Annotated in this window: 3 protein-coding genes, 1 tRNA gene and 1 pseudogene; 4 read left to right on the top strand and 1 reads right to left on the bottom strand. The window is 61.6% G+C overall.

The window, feature by feature from the left end; genetic code table 11:
* Positions 1 to 9: 9 nt before the first annotated feature.
* The 4 genes and pseudogenes from AADZ55_RS20670 (at position 10) to AADZ55_RS20655 (ending at position 23,739) form a co-directional block, all read left to right on the top strand.
* Positions 10 to 16,482: a type I polyketide synthase gene (locus AADZ55_RS20670; RefSeq protein ID WP_341286236.1), complete on the top strand. Its 16,473-nt coding sequence runs from the start codon at positions 10 to 12 to the stop codon at positions 16,480 to 16,482.
* A pseudogene (locus tag AADZ55_RS20665) lies at positions 16,472 to 22,564 on the top strand (type I polyketide synthase); the annotation flags it as partial. The gene AADZ55_RS20670 and the pseudogene AADZ55_RS20665, both read left to right, overlap by 11 nt.
* A gap of 30 nt (positions 22,565 to 22,594) precedes the next feature.
* A complete protein-coding gene (locus AADZ55_RS20660; RefSeq protein WP_085326755.1) occupies positions 22,595 to 23,545 on the top strand; it encodes a 3-oxoacyl-[acyl-carrier-protein] synthase III C-terminal domain-containing protein in 951 nt (316 codons plus the stop codon).
* A gap of 71 nt (positions 23,546 to 23,616) precedes the next feature.
* Entirely contained in the window at positions 23,617 to 23,739 is a 123-nt protein-coding gene (locus AADZ55_RS20655; protein ID WP_341286234.1) for a hypothetical protein, read from the top strand.
* A gap of 80 nt (positions 23,740 to 23,819) precedes the next feature.
* Here the strand turns inward: AADZ55_RS20655 and AADZ55_RS20650 are convergent.
* Positions 23,820 to 23,894: transfer RNA gene (locus tag AADZ55_RS20650), tRNA-Thr, on the bottom strand.

Raw genomic sequence — 23,894 nt, 5'->3', positions numbered from 1 at the left:
CAAATTCTCATGGAAAATGAAGAACGTCTCCGCAAGTATTTGCAGAAGGCCGCCAATGACCTCCGCAAGTCAAACAAGCGTGTTCGCGAGCTTGAGCGCAGGGCGTTTGAGCCGGTGGCGGTGGTGGGGATGGCGTGTCGATTCCCGGGTGGGGTGGATTCGCCGGATGGCTTGTGGGAGATGGTGTCTGAGGGTCGCGACGTGGTGTCGGAGTTTCCGTCGGATCGTGGCTGGGATTTTGGGCGGCTTAGTGATCCGGATCGGGTGGGGTGTGTGTATGCCCGTGCGGGTGGGTTTATGGGCGGGGTGGCGGATTTCGATGCCGGCTTTTTCGGGATCTCGCCGCGTGAAGCGTTGGGGATGGATCCTCAGCAGCGGCTGATATTGGAGATCGCTTGGGAGACATTCGAATCGGCCGGGATTGATCCACAATCGTTGCGGGGCAGCCAAACCGGAGTCTTTGCCGGCACGATGACATCGGGCTACGGGGTGGGCATCGACAATGTGACCAGTGTGGTCTCGGGGCGAGTTGCCTTTGTCTTCGGTTTTGAAGGACCGGCGGTGACGGTCGATACCGCGTGTTCGTCGTCGTTGGTCGCCATCCATCAGGCTTGCCAGTCCCTGCGTGGTGGTGAGTGTTCGATGGCTTTGGCCGGCGGGGTTACGGTCATGGCCACACCGGATGTTTTTACTGAGTTCGCTCGTCAGCGGGGGCTATCGGTGGATGGGCGGTGTAAAGCGTTTGCCGCCGGCGCCGATGGAGCCGGTTTTGGCGAGGGTGCTGGGCTGGTGCTGTTGGAGCGCCTGAGTGATGCTCAGCGGCTTGGGCATTCGGTGTTGGCGGTGATTCGTGGTAGCGCGGTCAATCAGGATGGTGCGTCTAATGGGTTGACCGCGCCTAATGGGCCCGCTCAGGAACGTGTTATCCGTTCGGCGTTGGCCGCCGCGGGGTTGGGGGTGGCTGATGTGGATGTGGTGGAGGCTCATGGTACGGGCACGACATTGGGTGATCCGATTGAGGCGCATGCTCTGTTAGCTACCTATGGCAGTGGGCGTGGGCAGGATCGACCGGTGTGGTTGGGTTCGGTGAAGTCGAATATGGGGCATACTCAGGCTGCGGCTGGGGTGGCTGGGCTGATCAAAATGGTTCAGGCCATTAACCACGCTGTGTTACCTCCCACGCTGCATGTTGATGCGCCGAGTCCGCATATTGATTGGTCGGCGGGGGCGGTGCGGTTGCTCACCGAAGCGATGCCGTGGCCGGATACTGGTCGTGCGCGTACGGCTGGGATTTCGTCTTTTGGGATTAGTGGCACCAATGCGCATTTGATCGTGCAGCAAGCTTCTGCTGCTCCTGCTAATGGCCATTCCCCCCTTGGTGACCACTGCCTATTAGTTTGGCCGCTCTCGGCGCGGTCTTCTGTGGCGTTGGGTGCTCAGGCTGAGCGGTTGTATCAGTATTTGGTTGATCGTCCGGATGTGGATTTGACTGATCTGGCTTATAGTTTGGCTACCACTCGTGCTCATCATTCTTACCGCGCGGCTGTGACCGTGCCCGTGGACACTGACAATGCCCGTGATGACCTTTTGGCGGGGTTGCGCGCGTTGGCTGTTGGTCAATCTCACCCGGGTGTGTTTGGTCACCATTACCGGCTGGGTCAGGCGGGTAAGACGGTGTTTGTTTTGCCGGGTCAGGGTGGGCAGTATCCCGGCATGGGTGCGGAGCTTTATCGCCGTCATGGTGGTTTCGCTGCGGCTTTTGATGAGGTGTGCGCGGTGGTGGACGGTCATCTGGACGTTCCGTTGCGTGATGTGGTGTTCGCTGAGCCGGGTACGGTTAACGCTGAGTTGCTGCAGCAAACTGCTTACGCGCAGCCGGCATTGTTTGCTTTCGGTGTGGCGATGCATGCGGTGTTGACCCAGGCGGGTCTGAGTCCTGACTATTTGCTGGGTCATTCGGTGGGGGAATTGACCGCGGCATATGTGGCTGGGGTGTTTTCGCTGGAAGAGGCTGCGGTGTTGGTGTGCGCGCGGGGCCGGTTGATGCAGGGCTGTGTGCCTGGAGCGATGATGGCCATATCGGCGACCGAGCCCGATGCGGTGGCGTTGCTGAGGGATCACCCTGCGGTGGTGGTTGCCGCGGTTAATGGGCCCACGTCGGTGGTGGTGGCGGGCCCTGCCGAACAACTCGACGGTTTGCGTGAGTACTGCAGCGCGGCTAATTTTCAGGCCACGTTGTTGAGGGTTAGTCATGCTTTTCATTCGCCGGCTATGGATCCGGTGTTGGCGGAGCTCGAGGCGATCGCCGATCGGTTGAGTTTTCGTCCGCCCAGTGTGCCTATCGTGTCCAATTTGACGGGGTCACTTGCCACTATTGAGCAACTCACGTCGGCTCGCTATTGGGCGCGGCATTTGCGGGAGCCGGTGCGGTTTTATGACGGTGTGGCGGGGTTGTTGGCGGGGGGTGAGCGGGTGTTTGTGGAGTTGTCTCCGCATCCGGTGCTGGCCGCCGCGATCACCGACACGGTGGCCGACTGCGTCGGGTCGGCGGTGGTGACGACGTTGCGTCGGGACCGTTGTGATGTGGATATGGTGGCCGGCGCGCTGGCGGGTTTACATGTTCATGGTCATAGTCCTTCGTGGGCGGCGTTGTATCCCGGGGCGCGGGTGGTGGGGTTGCCCACGTATGCCTTCCAGCACCGCCGTTACTGGGTAGACCCCGCCGCTCGGGTGGATGTCGGCGCTGCCGGGCTTGATCGGCCTGAGCATCCCTTGTTGGGGGCGGTCACCGAACTGGCTGATCAGGACCAGATTGTGCTCAGTGGGCGACTGTCGGGCAGTGTTCACCGCTGGCTGGCGGGCCATCAAGTCGGCGATACGGTGGTGTTGCCGGCGACGGGGTTTATTGACCTGGTCCTGCACGCCGGTGAACACACCGGTTGCCCGGTCATCGACGAGTTGGTGTTAGCGGCCCCGCTCGTGCTTGCCGCCGATGTCGCCACCGATCTGCAGATCAGTGTGGCCGCCGCAGACCCTGACGGTCGGCGGGCTTTTAGCGTGCATGCCCGCACCGGTGAGCATCCACACCAGCGCAGCACCTGGGTGCTGCACGCCACCGGCACACTGAGCAACCCGCCATCCACCGCACCGCCGGCCAGGGCCATACCTGGAGGGCAGGTCCTTACTCCCGTTGATCACAACGGCTTCTATGAGGAGCTTGCCCACCACGGCCTGCGCTACAGCGGCGCGTTCTGCGCACTGCACAGTCTCGGCAACGACCCGACCGATGCCGACATTATCTGCGCCGAAGTCGCCCTACCCGCCGATGTCGACACCGACGGCTACGGTATCCACCCCGCCCTACTCGACGCCGCCCTACACCCCTTGGCCGCCGCGCTAGCAGACACCAACACCAATTCAGGGCCACAGTTGCCGTTTGTGGTCGCTGGGGTCAACCTGTACGCGACCGGCGCCAGCCGGTTGCGTGTTCAACTCACCCCCATCGGACCCCACACATTCGAGCTATACGCCACCGATCCCGCTGGCGCCCCGGTGATCACCATCGACGCGATCACCGTGCGGGCACTACCCGACACCGACCTACTCCAACCCCCAACAAGCAAAACGGGGGAGGGCCTATTCGAAGTGACCTGGCCCCCACTACCCGCCGATGGTTTTCCCGCTGCGGGGGTGTTGGCGCCCTGGGCGTTGATTGGTTCTCAACCCGAGGGTCTTGGCTTGGATTTGGGTCAAGGCTGTGTTTACCCGGATTTGACTGCGTTGCCGTCTTGTCCATCCTTGGTGGTCTGGGACCTCGCCACCCAGCCAGCCGACGGTGATCTCCTGCACCGGGTGCATACCCTGACCCGGCACACCCTGACCGGGCTGCAAACCTGGCTGGCCCGCCCCGACACCCTCGAGGCCCGTCTGGTGGTCCTGACCCGCCACGCCGTCACCACCAGCCCCCATGACCTGGCCCCCGACCCAGCCCAGGCCGCCGCCGCCGCCCTGATCCACACCACCCAAAACGAACACCCCAACCGCATCACCCTCATCGACATCGACACCACCCCCACCACCACCCAAACCCTGACCCACCTCCTAACCACCCTGACCAACCCCACCTCACCACCCACCGAACCCCAACTCGCCCTACGCGACGGCACCCCCCACACCCCCCGACTCACCCCCACCCAGGTCCTAACACCACCAGCGGCCCCGAACTGGGAGTTGGCCACTACGGGTCGGGGTGACTTGGCCAACCTGGCGCTGCTGCCCACACAGCCCCATACCGTGCTAGGCCCTGGACAGATCCGCGTGGCCGTCCGTGCTGCCGGGCTCAACTTCCGCGATGTGGTCGTGGCGTTAGGCGCCATCGCTGAGGAAGGGCTCGGCGGCGAAGCCGCCGGCATCATCATCGACACCGGCCCAGATGTGACCACCCTTCGTCGCGGCGATGCGGTCATGGGGTTGTTCCCGAACAACGCTTTTGCCGCCACCGCTGTGACCGATCACCGCCTGGTTGTTCCGATCCCCGCCGGGTGGTCGTTTGCTGCGGCTGCCTCAATTCCCGTGGCATTCTTGACCGCGTATGGCGCCCTGGTTGAACTGGGCGGATTGGCTGCGGGCCGGCGGGTACTCATCCACGCCGGCGCTGGCGGTGTGGGTCAAGCTGCTATCCAGATCGCCACGCACTTCGGCGCTGAGGTGTATGCCACCGCCCACCCCAGCAAACACCACGTCCTGGAAGCATTGGGTGTTTCTGGCCGCCACATCGCTTCCTCGCGCACCCTTGATTTCGTTGATGTTTTCAACCAGGCGACCAGTGGCGGGGGCATGGACCTGGTTTTGAACAGCCTTGCCGGTGACTTCGTGGATAACTCGTTGCGGCTGCTCAGCCACGGTGGGCGCCTTATCGAGATCGGCAAAACGGATATCCGGGTGCCAGACGATGTCGCTGCCGCCCACCCCGGCGTGGTCTACCGCACCTACGACCTGTCCAGTGAAACACCGGATCGGATTAGTCAACTATGGGCCACCTTGATCGAGATGATCAGCGCCGGTGTTTTGCAGCCACTACCCACTACCAGCTACGGCCTGCTGCAGGCCACCCAAGCTTTGCGGCACATGAGCCAAGCCCGCCATACCGGCAAAATCGTGCTGCTTCCTCCCGCGGTGCTCGATGCCGACGGCACAGTGTTAATTACCGGTGGTACCGGGATGTTGGGTGGGGTTTTCGCTGAACTTTTGGTCGCACATTACGGTGCTCGGCACCTATTACTGGTGTCTCGCCGTGGCCTAGACGCCCCTGGAGCTGACGAACTTTATCAGCGGTTAACCGAACTCGGCGCCCAGGTCACGATCACCGCCTGTGACATCAGCGACCCCGATGAGCTATCCGCGGTGCTGGCCAGCATCCCCACCCAGCACCCGTTAAGGGCTGTCGTCCACACTGCTGGCGTCCTTGACGACGCTGTGACCACTGAGCTGACCCATGAGCAACTTGACACGGTGTTGACCGCCAAAGCCGACACCGCTTGGCATCTGCATCAACTCACCGCCGACGCCGATCTGGATGCGTTTGTGGTGTTCTCCTCGGTGGCAGGCGTCCTGGGGGCTCCTGGCCAGGCCAACTACGCCGCCGCCAACGCGTTCCTGGACGCGCTGGCCCAACAGCGCCACCGCAATCACTTACCGGCCACCAGCTTGGCATGGGGCTACTGGCAAACCACCAGCGCGATGACCGCTCACCTCGACGCGGTGGATCAGGCCCGCCTGACCCGCAACAGCATGATTCCGATCAGCACCGAACACGGCCAGGCAATGTTCGACGCTGCCCTGGCATGCCAACAACCCTGCCTGGTCCCCGCCCCCCTCAACACCCAGGTTCTGGCCGGCTACGCCCGCCAGAACGCCTTACCTACGATCTTGTCCGCATTAACCACCACCCGTAGGCAAGCCACCACCACTACCACCGAAACGGTGACCGCACGGTTGGCTAACCAAACTTCGCAACAGCAACTGGCTACCTTAACCGGCTTGGTGACCGATATCACTGCCGCTGTGTTGGCTCATCCCGACTCGGCCGCATTGGATGCCGATCTGCCCTTTAAAGACCTGGGCATCGACTCGCTGAGTGCACTGGAACTGCGCAACAGTCTGGCTCGTCATACCGGTCTGACCTTGCCCGCGACCCTGGTCTTCGACCATCCCACTCCCACTGCAATCGCCCACCATCTGGTGAGCCGGCTCAGCGGTGTGGCCACTCCCACTCTTGTAGTTAGTCCCGCGGAGGCCGGTGTGGAGGAGCCGGTGGCGGTGGTGGGGATGGCGTGTCGTTTGCCTGGTGGTATCGAGTCGGCTGCGGGTTTGTGGGAACTGGTAAGCGGTGCGGCCGATGTGATGAGTGGGTTTCCCACCGATCGGGGTTGGGATGTGGCGGGGTTGTTTGACCCGGATCCTGACGCGGTGGGTAAGACCTACACCCGTTACGGCGGGTTCATATCTAGCGCTGCGGAGTTTGATGCCGAGTTTTTCGGGATTTCGGCGCGCGAAGCAGCGGCGATGGATCCTCAGCAGCGGGTGTTGCTGGAGGTGTGTTGGGAAGCGTTGGAACACGCGGGGATTGACCCGACCACTTTGGAAGGTTCTAACACCGGGGTGTTCGTCGGGGCTTATGCCCAGCGCTACGGGGATAGTGGTTCAGACAGTAGTGAGGGTTTTGCCCTGACTGGTGGGGCTACCAGTGTGGCCTCGGGTCGGGTGGCTTATGTGTTGGGGTTGCAGGGTCCAGCGATCACGGTGGATACGGCGTGTTCGTCGTCGTTGGTGGCCACCCATTTAGCGTGTCAGTCCTTGCGTAGCGGCGAATCCAGTCTGGCTGTTGCCGGTGGTGTCACGATCATGGCCACACCCGCGCCGTTTATCGAGTTCGCCCGGCAGCGTGGGTTGGCTGCCGATGGGCGGTGTAAAGCGTTCGCCGCCGCCGCCGACGGTACCGGCTGGGGCGAGGGCGCGGCGGTGGTGGTGTTGGAGCGTCTAAGCGATGCCCGCCGCAATCACCATCCGGTGTTGGCGGTGATCGCTGGCTCGGCGGTTAATCAGGATGGTGCGTCTAATGGGTTGACCGCTCCTAACGGGCCCGCTCAGCAACGTGTTATCGGTCAAGCGGCCGCTAATGCGGGTATTGCCCTGGATCAGGTCGATGTTGTCGAAGCCCACGGCACCGGCACTACTTTGGGTGATCCGATCGAGGCTGGTGCGTTGATTGCCACTTACGGCACCCACCGCGATCCCGAGCATCCCCTGTGGCTGGGATCGGTGAAATCCAATATTGGCCACACGCAAGCCGCGGCTGGGGCTGCCGGACTGATCAAAGTGATTCAGGCCATGCGTCATGGAGTCTTGCCGAAGACGCTGCATGTGGACGCGCCTACCCCGCAGGTGGATTGGTCGGCGGGAACTGTGCGGTTGCTGACCGAAACGATGCCTTGGCCAGACACTGATCATCTTCGTACCGCGGCGGTTTCCTCGTTTGGGGTTAGCGGCACCAACGCGCATCTGATTGTGCAGCAAGCTTCTCCCAGCCCTACCCCAGCTGCTCACCAATCCTCCCATGGTGCCCAATGCGTATTGCAAGTTTGGCCGCTTTCGGCGCGGTCTTCTGCGGCGTTGAGTGCTCAAGCTCATCGGTTGCATGAGTATTTGCTTGGTCATCCTGGCCTTGATTTGACTGATCTGGCTTATAGTTTGGCGACCACTCGAACTCATCATCCCTACCGTGCGGCTTTAACTGTGCCGGGTAGTACTGATGATGCCTATCATGATCTGTTGAGGGGATTGACTGCGTTAGCTGCCGGTCGGGCCCATCGTTTTGTGTCCCAGCATTATTGCCGGGCTGGTCAGGCCGGTAAGACGGTATTTGTTTTCCCTGGTCAGGGTGGTCAATATCCCGCGATGGGGGCTGAGCTTTATCGTCACCACCCCGGTTTTGCTGCCGCTCTTGATGAGTGTGATGCCGCGTTGCGGCCTTTCACGGGTTGGTCTGTGCGTGATGTGCTTTGTCAGAATCCCGACGCGCCCGGTCTTGATCGGGTAGAGGTTATCCAACCTGCCTTATTCGCGGTGATGATCGCGCTGGCCGAAACGCTACGCGGCTACGGGATTGCGCCTGACGTGGTGATCGGGCATTCCCAAGGGGAAATCGCCGCCGGGTATATCGCCGGGGCGTTGACCCTCGCCGAGGCCGCCAAGGTGGTGGCCTTACGCAGTGCGGCACTGGCGCGGCTGGCCGGTACCGGAACCATGGCTTCGGTCCTGCTCAGCCCCGACGAACTGCGCCCACTGCTGCAGCAATGGAACACGCAGATCAGCATCGCGGCGATCAACGGCCCGGCGCACACCATCATCAGCGGCGATACCGCCGCGGTGGAGCAGTTCATCGGCGCCTGCGAGCGTGACGGCATCCAGATACGGTCCATAGCGGTGGACTACGCCTCGCACTCCGCTCACGTCGAGCGCCTGCGTGAACACCTGCTTCACGAATTGGCTGACCTCAACCCCCAACCGGCACGCATCCCGCTGTATTCCACCGTGGCCAGCGCAGTATCGAAGCACCCCCTCGATACCACCAACATGGACGCCGACTACTGGTATCGCAACCTACGCGAGCCAGTCGACTTCTATAGCTGTGTCGCGGGACTGTTGGCCCAGGGTGAGCGCGTTTTTGTGGAATTGTCGCCGCACCCCGTACTGGCCCCGGCGCTAACCGATGCTTTAGCGGATGCTGGTCAGCCAACCCAATCAGCGGTGGTGACGACGTTGCGTCGGGACCGATCCGATCTGGACATGGTGTCTGCCGTGATCGCGGATCTGCACACCCATGGCCACAGCCCCTCGTGGGGAGCGTTATATCCCGGGGCTACCACGGTGGGGTTGCCCACATATGCCTTCCAACGCCGCCATTACTGGTTGGCAGCGCCCACTCCCACCCCTGCTACTGTCAGCGATCCTGCTGAAGGTGCGTTGTGGGATGCCGTCAATGACGACGCAGTGGACACGGTCGCGCGGGTATTGGGGATCGACGATGCCCAAAGCACGGTGTCGTTGGGGCCTGTGGTGCGAGCTTTGCGTGAGTGGCGTAAAGATCTAGGGGACAGGTCGGTAGTTAGCAAACTGCGTTATCGGGTCGGCTGGCGAAATGCTACTCCGAATACGTTCCCGCAGACTCGCCAGCGATGGCTGGTTTTAACCCTTCCTGAGCAATCTGACGATGTGTGGGTTGCTGGCTTTGCCGCACGATCCGCGGATGCTGTCGCAGTGTTAGCCATTGACCCGCGGGGGTTCGACAGGAATTCTCTAGCGACCCTACTGTCTGACGAAGCCGCCCGAAATCGGTGCGATGGTGTTGTTTCTTTCATGGCACTACAAGAGTGGACGCATCGAGACTTTCCTGGAATATCAACGGGTCTATTGTCGACGCTTCATATTGTGCAAGCCTATGGCGATTCCCGGCTTGATTTGCCGTTGTGGGTAATTACCCAAGGCGGGGTCCAAGTTAGCCCAGACGATATTTTAACGCCGAGTCAGTCGGCTGTTTGGGGGCTAGGGCAGTCGGTCTGCCTCGAACATCCCGCCTGGTGGGGCGGGCTTGTTGATCTGCCGGTGAGTCCAACGCCACAAGATTTCAACCGCCTGCAAGCGATATTGACCTGCCAGCAATCGGAAGACCAACTCGCGATACGCGCGCATGGTGTGAGCGCCCGACGACTCCAGAAAGCGTCGCTACCGCCCGATCGCATGTGTACTTGGAAAATATCGGGGACTGCTCTTGTTACCGGCGTCACAGGCCATCTGGGTCAACACATTGCCCGATGGCTAGCACAGGCCGGAGCCAGCCATCTTGTCCTACTCAGTCGTACCGCTGCGGAACACCCGCGGGTAGCCGAGTTGGAAAAAGAACTCAACTCCGCCGGAATAGCCACAACGTCGATATCGGTCGATGTGACAGATCGGGACGCTTTAGCGGTCGTTGTGGCCGAAACACGCACAGAACATGGACCAATCCACACGGTCGTGCACGCCGCGGCGCATATAGGGCTGGTCGCCACCGCTGAAACAACGATTGAAGAATTCACCAAAACTTACGCCGCTAAAGTGCTTGGCGCGGAAAATTTGATATCCCTTCTGGAAGATCAGCCACCACAGACCTTCATTATGTTCTCTTCAGCGGCGGCAACTTGGGGCGGTACCCGTCAAGGTGCATACGCAGCCGCTAATGCTCATATCGACGCACTCGCAACGCGGTTGCGCGGCCGCGGTTGCCACGCTATAGCTCCAGCATGGGGGGCCTGGGCGGATGACAGAACAACAGCACAAGAAGTTGTGGGTTATTTCAGCCGTATCGGGCTTAATCAAATATCTCCCGATATCGCTTTTGCCGCACTACAACAATCCCTGGACGTAGACGACACCCTGATTACGATTGCCGATGTCGACTGGAATCAATTCCGAGACGTATTCACCACCACCGGCCGTGTCCATGCCCTACTGGCAGAGTTGGGCACAACCCAACCTCAGACAGCCGGAACTTCCGCCACCGCAGAAATCTCCCACCTCGCCGCACAGCTAGCCAAGCAAGCCCCGCGGCAGCAGTTGGCGACGCTGATCGGGTTGGTGACCAACGTGACGGCCGCTGTGTTGGCTCATCCTGACCCGGCTGAGTTGGATCCCGACCTGCCCTTTAAGGACCTCGGTATCGATTCGCTGAGCGCGCTCGAGCTGCGTAACACCTTGACTCGGGACACCGGTTTGACGTTGCCCGCGACGCTGGTGTTTGACCATCCCACCCCTACCGCGATCGCTCAGCATCTGGTGGGCCTGCTTAGCGGTGTGGCCGGCCCGACCCTGGCGGCTACCCCGGCGCGGGTCGGTGTGGATGAGCCGGTGGCGGTGGTGGGGATGGCGTGTCGTTTGCCTGGCGGTATCGAGTCCGCTGCGGGTTTGTGGGACGTGGTCAGCAATGGCATCGATGTGATGAGTGGGTTTCCGCTGGATCGCGGTTGGGATGTGGCGGGGTTGTTTGATCCTGATCCTGACGCGGTGGGCAAGACCTACACCCGCTATGGCGGGTTTGTGGCGGACGTGGCCGGCTTTGATGCCGAGTTTTTCGGGATCTCCGCGCGGGAAGCAACCACGATGGATCCTCAGCAGCGGGTGTTGTTGGAGGTGTGTTGGGAGGCGTTGGAGAACGCGGGGATCGACCCGGGCGCATTGGCTGGTTCTGACACCGGAGTGTTCGTAGGGATCGGGGCGCAGAGCTACGTGACTGCTCATTCCGGCGTTGAGGGTTACGCGTTAACCGGCGCTTCCGCCAGTGTGGCCTCGGGTCGGGTGGCTTATGTGTTGGGGTTGCAGGGTCCAGCGATCACGGTGGATACGGCGTGTTCGTCGTCGTTGGTTGCCACCCATTTAGCGTGTCAGTCCTTGCGTAGCGGCGAATCCAGTCTGGCTGTTGCCGGTGGTGTCACGATCATGGCCACACCCACGCCGTTTATCGAGTTCGCCCGGCAGCGTGGGTTGGCTGCCGATGGGCGGTGTAAAGCGTTCGCCGCCGCCGCCGACGGTACCGGCTGGGGCGAGGGTGCCGCAGTCCTGGTGTTGGAACGTCTGGGCGACGCACGCCGCAATCACCATCCCGTGCTCGCCGTGATCGCAGGATCAGCGGTCAACCAAGATGGTGCGTCTAACGGACTGAGCGCCCCGAATGGGCCCGCTCAACAACGCGTCATCACCCAAGCGCTCGCCAACGCCGGCCTGCAATTCGATCACGTCGATGTGGTGGAGGCCCACGGCACCGGCACCACCCTCGGTGACCCCATCGAGGCCGGCGCTCTGATCGCCACCTACGGCGCCCACCGTCACTCAGACCATCCCCTGTGGCTGGGATCAATCAAATCCAACATCGGTCACACCCAACACGCGGCCGGCGCTGCTGGGCTGATCAAAATGATCCAAGCCCTCAACCACGCTGTCTTACCTGCCACCCTGCACATCGACCAGCCCAGCCCCCACATCGACTGGTCGGCCGGCACCGTGCGGTTGCTCACCGAGGCAATGCCCTGGCCGGAGACGGCTCACCTACGTACCGGGGCAGTTTCGGCCTTTGGAGTCAGCGGCACCAACGCACACCTGATTGTGCAGCAAGCCCCCCCAGAGTCGTTGACAAGTGTCGCCAAGCCGGAACCCCTACCGCCTTCTGACCAGCCCCTATTACGGATTTGGCCGGTTTCAGCGCATACTCCCGCAGCGTTGAGCGCTCAAGCGGGTCGCCTTAGCGAGTACCTGATGCACCACGAGGATCTGGATCTCACCGATCTGGCTTACAGCTTGGCCAGCGCCCGTACTCATCATCCCTACCGCGCGGCAGTGACGGTGTCTGTGGACACCGCCAACCCTGGTCAAGACCTTGTGGCGGGGCTGCGGGCATTGGCCGCCGACCAACCCCACCCATACGTGGCCCGTCACCATTGCCGGGCTGGTCAGGCCGGTAAGACGGTATTTGTTTTCCCTGGTCAGGGTGGTCAATATCCCGCGATGGGGGCTGAGCTTTATCGTCACCACCCCGGTTTTGCTGCCGCTCTTGATGAGTGTGATGCCGCGTTGCGGCCTTTCACGGGTTGGTCTGTGCGTGATGTGCTTTGTCAGAATCCCGACGCGCCCGGTCTTGATCGGGTAGAGGTTATCCAACCTGCCTTATTCGCGGTGATGATCGCGCTGGCCGAAACGCTACGCGGCTACGGGATTGCGCCTGACGTGGTGATCGGGCATTCCCAAGGGGAAATCGCCGCCGGGTATATCGCCGGGGCGTTGACCCTCGCCGAGGCCGCCAAGGTGGTGGCCTTACGCAGTGCGGCACTGGCGCGGCTGGCCGGTACCGGAACCATGGCTTCGGTCCTGCTCAGCCCCGACGAACTGCGCCCACTGCTGCAGCAATGGAACACGCAGATCAGCATCGCGGCGATCAACGGCCCGGCGCACACCATCATCAGCGGCGATACCGCCGCGGTGGAGCAGTTCATCGGCGCCTGCGAGCGTGACGGCATCCAGATACGGTCCATAGCGGTGGACTACGCCTCGCACTCCGCTCACGTCGAGCGCCTGCGTGAACACCTGCTTCACGAATTGGCTGACCTCAACCCCCAACCGGCACGCATCCCGCTGTATTCCACCGTGGCCAGCGCAGTATCGAAGCACCCCCTCGATACCACCAACATGGACGCCGACTACTGGTATCGCAACCTACGCGAGCCAGTCGACTTCTATAGCTGTGTCGCGGGACTGTTGGCCCAGGGTGAGCGCGTTTTTGTGGAATTGTCGCCGCACCCCGTACTGGCCCCGGCGCTAACCGATGCTTTAGCGGATGCTGGTCAGCCAACCCAATCAGCGGTGGTGACGACGTTGCGTCGGGACCGTTGTGATGTGGATATGGTGGCCGGCGCGCTGGCGGGTTTACATGTTCATGGTCATAGTCCTTCGTGGGCGGCGTTGTATCCCGGGGCGCGGGTGGTGGGGTTGCCCACGTATGCCTTCCAGCACCGCCGTTACTGGGTAGACCCCGCCGCTCGGGTGGATGTCGGCGCTGCCGGGCTTGATCGGCCTGAGCATCCCTTGTTGGGGGCGGTCACCGAACTGGCTGATCAGGACCAGATTGTGCTCAGTGGGCGACTGTCGGGCAGTGTTCACCGCTGGCTGGCGGGCCATCAAGTCGGCGATACGGTGGTGTTGCCGGCGACGGGGTTTATTGACCTGGTCCTGCACGCCGGTGAACACACCGGTTGCCCGGTCATCGACGAGTTGGTGTTAGCGGCCCCGCTCGTGCTTGCCGCCGATGTCGCCACCGATCTGCAGATCAGTGTGGCCGCCGCAGACCCTGACGGTCGGCGGGCTTTTAGCGTGCATGCCCGCACCGGTGAGCATCCACACCAGCGCAGCACCTGGGTGCTGCACGCCACCGGCACACTGAGCAACCCGCCATCCACCGCACCGCCGGCCAGGGCCATACCTGGAGGGCAGGTCCTTACTCCCGTTGATCACAACGGCTTCTATGAGGAGCTTGCCCACCACGGCCTGCGCTACAGCGGCGCGTTCTGCGCACTGCACAGTCTCGGCAACGACCCGACCGATGCCGACATTATCTGCGCCGAAGTCGCCCTACCCGCCGATGTCGACACCGACGGCTACGGTATCCACCCCGCCCTACTCGACGCCGCCCTACATCCCTTGGCCGCCGCGCTAGCAGACACCGGCGCCGATGATCCTGCCGCGGCAACCCCACGGATGCCGTTCGTGATTACCGGGGTCAACCTCCACGCGACCGCGGCTCGTCGGTTACTCGTCCAACTCACAGCGACTGGCGCCGACACATTCAGCTTGTATGCCGCAGATCCCGCCGGGGCGCCGGTGATCACCATCGACGCGATCACCGTGCGGGCACTACCCGAGATTGGCAGTCTCCAACCCGCCGGCGTCTCGCGCCAAGGGTTGTTCGAGCTGACCTGGCCCGCACTACCCGCCGATACATTCCCCACTCCGGCAGTGTTACCGCCTTGGGCGCTGGTCAGCTCCCACCCCGACGACCTTGCCTCCACTTTGGGTCAATCGAGCCAATGCACGGTCTACACCGATCTAGCCGCAATACAGCCCTGCCCACCCTTGGTGATCTGGGACCTCACCCCAGGCCCAGATTTCACCTCACCGGCGGCCGAGGGCGATACCGACGGCCCTTTGCAGCACGTGCATGCCCTGACCCGTCATACCCTCGGCGGGCTGCAAACCTGGCTGACCCGGCCCGACACCACCCGTACCCATCTGGTGATCCTGACCCGGCACGCGGTCACCACCAGCCCCGATGACCACTCTCCCGACCTTGCCCACGCCGCAACCTGGGCACTCGTGCACAGCGCTCAAAACGAACACCCAGGCCGCATCACCACGATCGATGTTGACACCACCCCAACCACCGGCCACGCCCTAGCCAACGTCTTAACCACCCTGACAAATCCAACCCGGGGCGCCGACACCGAGCCTCAACTGGCCCTCCGCCAGGGTGTCGGCTACAGACCCCGACTGACTCCTACGGCGCCCGACACCATCTCGCCTCCCGTCGTGCTCGATCCCGAGGGCACCGTGTTAATTACCGGGGGTACCGGAATGTTGGGTGGTGTTTTTGCTGAGCACGTAGTCACCAACTACGGCGTACGGCATCTGGTACTGGTCTCCCGCAGTGGCCCAGACGCCCCAGGAGCCGGCGAGCTTCACCAACGGCTCGCCCAACTCGGCGCCCAAGTCAGCATTACCGCCTGCGACACCAGCAACCCCACTGCGCTCGCCGCAGTGTTGGCCAACATCACCACCGAACACCCGCTACGCGCGATAATCCACACCGCTGCCGTCATCGACGACGCAGTGGTCACCGAACTCACCGGTGAGCAACTCGACACGGTGTTAACCGCGAAAGCCGACACCGCCTGGCACCTACATCACCTAACTGCCGACATCAAGCTCGACGCCTTCGTTGTGTTCTCCGCGGCAGCCGCGGTGCTAGGTGCCCCCGGGCTAGCCAACTACGCGGCGGCCAACGCTTTCCTCGACGCACTAGCCCACCACCGCCACCACCATGGCTTGCCCGCTACCAGCCTGGCCTGGGGCTACTGGCAAACCCCTGGGATAGCAGCTCACGTCGATACCGTGAGCCAGGCCCGCTTCACCCGCAACCACCTGATCCCGATCACCACCGAACACGGCCTGGCCTTGTTCGACGCTGCCCTGGCCTGCCGACAACCCAACCTTGTTCCCGCCCCGTTGAACACTCACGCATTAGCCCGCCACGCCCGTCAGGGCGCCTTACCCGCAATCCTGTCCTCGTTAACCACCACCCGCCGACGCGCCACCGTCGGCAGTGTGGAGACGTTGACCGCCCAACTGGCCAACCAAACCCCGGAGCAACAGCTGGCCACCTTGACCAAGTTGGTCACTGTCGCAACCGCCGCGGTGTTGGCTCACCCCGACCCGGCCACACTCGAGCCCGACCTACCGTTCAAAGACCTCGGCATTGACTCACTAAGCGCTCTAGAACTACGCAACACTTTGACGCGAGACACGGGCTTATCCCTACCCGCCACCTTGGTCTTTGATCACCCCACCCCCAGCGCCATCGCCCAATACCTAGACGTCGAGTTGTCTGGAAACGGCATTACTAGTCGGGTCCAGGACCCGGAAGAGATTGAAATGCACCGCCTCATCGAAACAATCCCAGCAAAACAACTTATACGATCCGGTGTTCTCAACATGCTCCGCGAGATAGCGGACAGTGACCATTCCGCGCACGCCAACGATAAACAGAATCATGTGGCTACGATGAATCTTGATGAACTTCTAATCGCTTTAGGCGACCATGAGGGAGAATACAAAAATGGCCACTGAACTTGACAGGGCAACGGAAGGCCTTCGAACGGCTATAGCTCAAATTGAGCGATTGAAGCTACAGAACCAGGCTCTACTTACCCGAGTTCATGAGCCGATTGCGGTAGTGGGAATGGCGTGTCGTTTCCCCGGCGGTATCGACTCTGCCGAAGCGCTGTGGGATGTCGTGTCCAGCGGGGCCGATGTGACTAGTGAGTTTCCCGCCGATCGGGGTTGGGGTCTAGCGGAATTGTTCGACCCCGATCCTGACGCGGTGGGCAAGACCTATGCCCACCACGGCGGGTTTTTAGCGGACATGGCCGCATTTGACGCCGAGTTTTTCGGGATCTCCGCCCGAGAAGCCACCGCCATGGACCCCCAACAACGGGTGTTGTTGGAAGTGTGTTGGGAAGCGTTAGAAAACGCCAGCATCGACCCGAACGCCTTAGCGGGCTCCAACACCGGAGTGTTCGCCGGAACCTATGCGCAGTACTACGGCGATAGCGGTTCCGACAGTAGCGAGGGTTTGGCGATGACGGGTGGGGCTACCAGTGTGGTCTCGGGGCGGGTGGCTTATGTGTTCGGTTTTGAAGGACCGGCGGTGACGGTCGATACCGCGTGTTCGTCGGCGTTGGTGGCTACGCATCTGGCGTGTCAGTCCTTGCGCAATGGTGAGTCCAGTCTGGCCCTGGCTGGTGGGGTCACGATCATGACTACCCCGATGATCTTCACCGAGTTTTCCCGGCAACGCGGCCTAGCTTTCGATGGGCGGTGTAAGTCATTCGCGGCCGCGGCTGACGGCACGGTGTTAGCGGAGGGTGCTGGGGTGGTGGTGTTGGAGCGCCTGAGTGATGCTCAGCGGCTTGGGCATTCGGTGTTGGCGGTGATTCGTGGTAGCGCGGTCAATCAGGATGGTGCGTCTAATGGGTTGACCGCGCCTAATGGGCCCGCTCAGGAACGTGTTATCCGTTCGGCGTTGGCCGCCGCGGGGTTGGGGGTGGCTGATGTGGATGTGGTGGAGGCTCATGGTACGGGCACGACATTGGGTGATCCGATTGAGGCGCATGCTCTGTTAGCTACCTATGGCAGTGGGCGTGGGCAGGATCGACCGGTGTGGTTGGGTTCGGTGAAGTCGAATATGGGGCATACTCAGGCTGCGGCTGGGGTGGCTGGGCTGATCAAAATGGTTCAGGCCATTAACCACGCTGTGTTACCTCCCACGCTGCATGTTGATGCGCCGAGTCCGCATATTGATTGGTCGGCGGGGGCGGTGCGGTTGCTCACCGAAGCGATGCCGTGGCCGGATACTGGTCGTGCGCGTACGGCTGGGATTTCGTCTTTTGGGATTAGTGGCACCAATGCGCATTTGATCGTGCAGCAAGCTTCTGCTGCTCCTGCTAATGGCCATTCCCCCCTTGGTGACCACTGCCTATTAGTTTGGCCGCTCTCGGCGCGGTCTTCTGTGGCGTTGGGTGCTCAGGCTGAGCGGTTGTATCAGTATTTGGTTGATCGTCCGGATGTGGATTTGACTGATCTGGCTTATAGTTTGGCTACCACTCGTGCTCATCATTCTTACCGCGCGGCTGTGACCGTGCCCGTGGACACTGACAATGCCCGTGATGACCTTTTGGCGGGGTTGCGCGCGTTGGCTGTTGGTCAATCTCACCCGGGTGTGTTTGGTCACCATTACCGGCTGGGTCAGGCGGGTAAGACGGTGTTTGTTTTGCCGGGTCAGGGTGGGCAGTATCCCGGCATGGGTGCGGAGCTTTATCGCCGTCATGGTGGTTTCGCTGCGGCTTTTGATGAGGTGTGCGCGGTGGTGGACGGTCATCTGGACGTTCCGTTGCGTGATGTGGTGTTCGCTGAGCCGGGTACGGTTAACGCTGAGTTGCTGCAGCAAACTGCTTACGCGCAGCCGGCATTGTTTGCTTTCGGTGTGGCGATGCATGCGGTGTTGACCCAGGCGGGTCTGAGTCCTGACTATTTGCTGGGTCATTCGGTGGGGGAATTGACCGCGGCATATGTGGCTGGGGTGTTTTCGCTGGAAGAGGCTGCGGTGTTGGTGTGCGCGCGGGGCCGGTTGATGCAGGGCTGTGTGCCTGGAGCGATGATGGCCATATCGGCGACCGAGCCCGATGCGGTGGCGTTGCTGAGGGATCACCCTGCGGTGGTGGTTGCCGCGGTTAATGGGCCCACGTCGGTGGTGGTGGCGGGCCCTGCCGAACAACTCGACGGTTTGCGTGAGTACTGCAGCGCGGCTAATTTTCAGGCCACGTTGTTGAGGGTTAGTCATGCTTTTCATTCGCCGGCTATGGATCCGGTGTTGGCGGAGCTCGAGGCGATCGCCGATCGGTTGAGTTTTCGTCCGCCCAGTGTGCCTATCGTGTCCAATTTGACGGGGTCACTTGCCACTATTGAGCAACTCACGTCGGCTCGCTATTGGGCGCGGCATTTGCGGGAGCCGGTGCGGTTTTATGACGGTGTGGCGGGGTTGTTGGCGGGGGGTGAGCGGGTGTTTGTGGAGTTGTCTCCGCATCCGGTGCTGGCCGCCGCGATCACCGACACGGTGGCCGACTGCGTCGGGTCGGCGGTGGTGACGACGTTGCGTCGGGACCGTTGTGATGTGGATATGGTGGCCGGCGCGCTGGCGGGTTTACATGTTCATGGTCATAGTCCTTCGTGGGCGGCGTTGTATCCCGGGGCGCGGGTGGTGGGGTTGCCCACGTATGCCTTCCAGCACCGCCGTTACTGGGTAGACCCCGCCGCTCGGGTGGATGTCGGCGCTGCCGGGCTTGATCGGCCTGAGCATCCCTTGTTGGGGGCGGTCACCGAACTGGCTGATCAGGACCAGATTGTGCTCAGTGGGCGACTGTCGGGCAGTGTTCACCGCTGGCTGGCGGGCCATCAAGTCGGCGATACGGTGGTGTTGCCGGCGACGGGGTTTATTGACCTGGTCCTGCACGCCGGTGAACACACCGGTTGCCCGGTCATCGACGAGTTGGTGTTAGCGGCCCCGCTCGTGCTTGCCGCCGATGTCGCCACCGATCTGCAGATCAGTGTGGCCGCCGCAGACCCTGACGGTCGGCGGGCTTTTAGCGTGCATGCCCGCACCGGTGAGCATCCACACCAGCGCAGCACCTGGGTGCTGCACGCCACCGGCACACTGAGCAACCCGCCATCCACCGCACCGCCGGCCAGGGCCATACCTGGAGGGCAGGTCCTTACTCCCGTTGATCACAACGGCTTCTATGAGGAGCTTGCCCACCACGGCCTGCGCTACAGCGGCGCGTTCTGCGCACTGCACAGTCTCGGCAACGACCCGACCGATGCCGACATTATCTGCGCCGAAGTCGCCCTACCCGCCGATGTCGACACCGACGGCTACGGTATCCACCCCGCCCTACTCGACGCCGCCCTACACCCCTTGGCCGCCGCGCTAGCAGACACCAACACCAATTCAGGGCCACAGTTGCCGGGTAAGTTGGCTGGGGTCAACCTGTACGCGACCGGCGCCAGCCGGTTGCGTGTTCAACTCACCCCCATCGGACCCCACACATTCGAGCTATACGCCACCGATCCCGCTGGCGCCCCGGTGATCACCATCGACGCGATCACCGTGCGGGCACTACCCGACACCGACTTACTCCAACCCCCAACAAGCAAAACGGGGGAGGGCCTATTCGAAGTGACCTGGCCCCCACTACCCGCCGATGGTTTTCCCGCTGCGGGGGTGTTGGCGCCCTGGGCGTTGATTGGTTCTCAACCCGAGGGTCTTGGCTTGGATTTGGGTCAAGGCTGTGTTTACCCGGATTTGACTGCGTTGCCGTCTTGTCCATCCTTGGTGGTCTGGGACCTCGCCACCCAGCCAGCCGACGGTGATCTCCTGCACCGGGTGCATACCCTGACCCGGCACACCCTGACCGGGCTGCAAACCTGGCTGGCCCGCCCCGACACCCTCGAGGCCCGTCTGGTGGTCCTGACCCGCCACGCCGTCACCACCAGCCCCCATGACCTGGCCCCCGACCCAGCCCAGGCCGCCGCCGCCGCCCTGATCCACACCACCCAAAACGAACACCCCAACCGCATCACCCTCATCGACATCGACACCACCCCCACCACCACCCAAACCCTGACCCACCTCCTAACCACCCTGACCAACCCCACCTCACCACCCACCGAACCCCAACTCGCCCTACGCGACGGCACCCCCCACACCCCCCGACTCACCCCCACCCCACCTGAGATCACCTCACCCCCCGTGGTATTCGATCCGGCAGGCACGGTGTTGATCACCGGTGGCACCGGCATGTTGGGCGCGGTGTTCGCCGAACACTTGGTCACCCGGTACGGGGCGCGGCATCTGCTGCTGGTCTCGCGCAGCGGCCTACACGCGCCGGGAGCCGACCAGCTTTCCCAACGACTCGCCCAACTCGGCGCCCAAGTCAGCATTACCGCTTGCGACGCCAGCGACCCCACCCAACTCGCTGCGCTCCTAGCCAGCATCCCGCCTCAACACCCGCTACGGGTGGTCATCCACACCGCCGGAGTCCTGGACGACGCAGTGCTCACTGAGCTGACCCCGAACCAACTCGACACGGTATTGACCGCTAAGGCCGACACCGCTTGGCATCTGCATCAACTAACCACCGATGCCGACCTCGAGGCGTTCGTGGTGTTCTCCTCGGCGGCGGGAATATTAGGGGCCCCTGGCCAAGCCAACTATGCCGCCGCGAACGCCTTCCTCGATGCGTTAGCCCATCACCGCCGCGACCACCGCCTACCCGCCACCAGTCTGGCCTGGGGCTACTGGCAGAACGCTGGGATAGCCGCCCACCTCGACGCTGTGGATCAAGCCCGCCTGATCCGCAACCTGATCCCGATCACCACCGAACACGGCCTCGCCCTATTCGACGCCGCGCTCACCTCCCAACAACCTCACCTGATTCCCGCTCCCCTCAACACCCACGCCCTGGCCCGCCAAGCCCGGCAAGGTGCCCTACCGCCGATCCTGTCCGCACTCACCACCGCCCGCCGGCAAGCGGCCACCACCAGCATCGACACCCTCACCGCCCAACTGGCCGGCCAAACCCCGCAACAACAACTCGCCACCCTAACCGCCCTGGCCACCAGTGTCACCGCCACCGTACTTGCCCACCCCGACCCCACCGCCCTCGATCCTGACCTGGCGTTCAAAGACCTCGGTGTCGACTCACTAAGCGCCCTGGAATTGCGCAACAGCCTCACCCGTCACACCGGTCTTACCCTGCCCGCAACCCTCATTTTTGACCACCCCACCCCCAGCGCAATCGCCCACTACCTCAACACTCAACTCGTCGGCGACACCGCTGTTTTGGGACCCATCGGCCAGCTGCTTAAGGCTGTCTATGACGCTGATCAACGCTTGACGCTCGTGGAGGTGATTATTGCGGTATCCGGCCTGGGCTCTTCACTTGCCCCTCATTTCGAATCCTTTAGAAATCCACAGGTGACAGTCCTAAGGCAGGCAACAAATGCGACGCTACGTTTGGTATGCATTTCCGAATTCCAAGGGCAATACAAGCGTTTTGCCTATGGCCTACCGGAAAGTGTTGAGGTAGTCGAAGTACTGGCGCCGGGGTTCTCGGGAACAATGCTACCGGTATCGGCGCAAGAATCTGGAAAAGCAATCATCGACGCGTTGCGGCTAAACGACTCGTGCGGTCGGCCGGTCGTGATCGTCGGGCACGGAATCACTTGTATACCAGCAATACAAGTACTTCAGTTGATGGACGCCACGTCGACCGCCGTAACAAAAGGCCAACCCGCAATGGTGGCCATAACGCCGATAGTAACCGCAGACACTCTGGGCATTAGCAAGGATCCGTTTGCGATCGCAGCGATCTCCACGCATCTCCGCAGTGAGCAAGATCTAATCGCTTATGGGCGGTATCTGGACTTTAGCCTGCACTCCGAATCCGAGTTCAATGAAGAACGCTCGCTAATCCTTGCTCCTCAAATTAGGGATAACCTAGAGGTCGCTGTTGAATCCCCACTTGCGTTGGAGCCGGCTACTGTAGCCTTGCGTATTTTGAACTGGCTAACAGACAATAGCATGCTAGACTGAACACAATTCACAGAAGGGTTTGAATGCAAGATGCTGTTGGATGGCATTTTTCTAAATTCGGTGGGGACATTCCTCCCTCCCCGGGTACCATTTGAAACCATCAAGCCGCATCTGAAGGACGAAGCTAAAGAGACGCAGGTAGACATCGAAAGTGTCTGCGTATCGGATAAATCCTCCTATGTCATGGGCGGATTGGCGGCTAAACAAGCGTTGGAAAGATCTACCCACCGCAATGAAACGCTATCTCCAATCGTGTACGCCGAGCCGGTCTGTCTGGAGCATTTGACACCCGTATGTTACATCCAGCGCATCCTAAAGCAGGAAGATTCACTCGCGTTCGACTTGGATGCCGCGAGCGATAGTGGACTTACGGGAATCGACGTCGTCGCTAGATTGCTGTCAAGCGGAACGTGCGCAAACGCAGGTCTCGTATGCGCGGCTTCGCGCATTCTTCTCGTAGATCGTTACCAAAATGGCGCCGTTTTGGGCGATGGCGCGGCGGCCGTGATCCTTTCAAAGAAAGAAGGGTTCGCGCGGCTGATCTCCAGCAATAGAACTTCATTCACCGATTTCGAATTTCTGATGCGAAATAAAGGATCGCTAGAGAAGTTCGAATTTAAGCATGGACTAGATGAAGTTGGATACGGTCCATATGTTGGGACGCTGTCGCGTATTGTGCAAGCCGCTATCGCCGCAACTTTGGCCGATGCGAAAATTTCGGTTGATGATATTTCGCACTTCTGCCCTCCAGCGGTTTACCGACTTTCACTCGAAGAGACTTTCCTCGGTTCCAGTGGTATCCCCTTCGAGAAGACTTGCTGGTCGGAGTTGCGGAAGAACGGGCACGTCGGTGCTTGTGACCAAATGCTCGGTCTAGCTTACCTAATCGACACTGGCCAGCTGAGGTCGGGGCAGTTTGTGATGTTGATTGGCGGTGGAGCGGGATGGCGATTCACTTGTTTGCTGATTCAAGTGGTGTGATGAGGCGACATGGTGCCCCCCCCCCGGAGAGTTGACGCGGCACCCTGCGTGGCGCCGCCCAGGGGACGATTTTGGCGGTAAATGACGCCAGTCTGACCCTGACTGCGATCACCGTGACCTACGCGGTGACGGCGCAGGGGTACGGCGCGGTGTTCGAGGGCGAGCTTTTTCGCCATGTCGGTTTGGTTTCTTGAGTTGACGGCATATGACGGGAAGGGTGCCATCTTGATCGCTGTCGGGACGGTGAGAAAAGCGCTCTAAGGCTGCGCTTTTGTGGAGCCCCCTGTCAGGATTGAACTGACGACCGCTCGCTTACAAGGCGAGTGCTCTACCACTGAGCTAAGGAGGC

It is taken from the genome of Mycobacterium decipiens (assembly GCF_963853665.1).
In the GTDB taxonomy this organism is placed as follows: domain Bacteria; phylum Actinomycetota; class Actinomycetes; order Mycobacteriales; family Mycobacteriaceae; genus Mycobacterium; species Mycobacterium decipiens.
Note: the sequence above shows the minus strand (reverse complement) of the source record. Positions and strands in the feature narration are given on the sequence as shown.

What these genes read in the sequence shown, in the direction of transcription:
- AADZ55_RS20670 (WP_341286236.1), top strand. Translation starts at nt 10, where the DNA reads ATGGAAAATGAAGAACGTCTCCGCAAGTATTTGCAGAAGGCCGCCAAT.
- AADZ55_RS20660 (WP_085326755.1), top strand. Translation starts at nt 22,595, where the DNA reads ATGCTGTTGGATGGCATTTTTCTAAATTCGGTGGGGACATTCCTCCCT.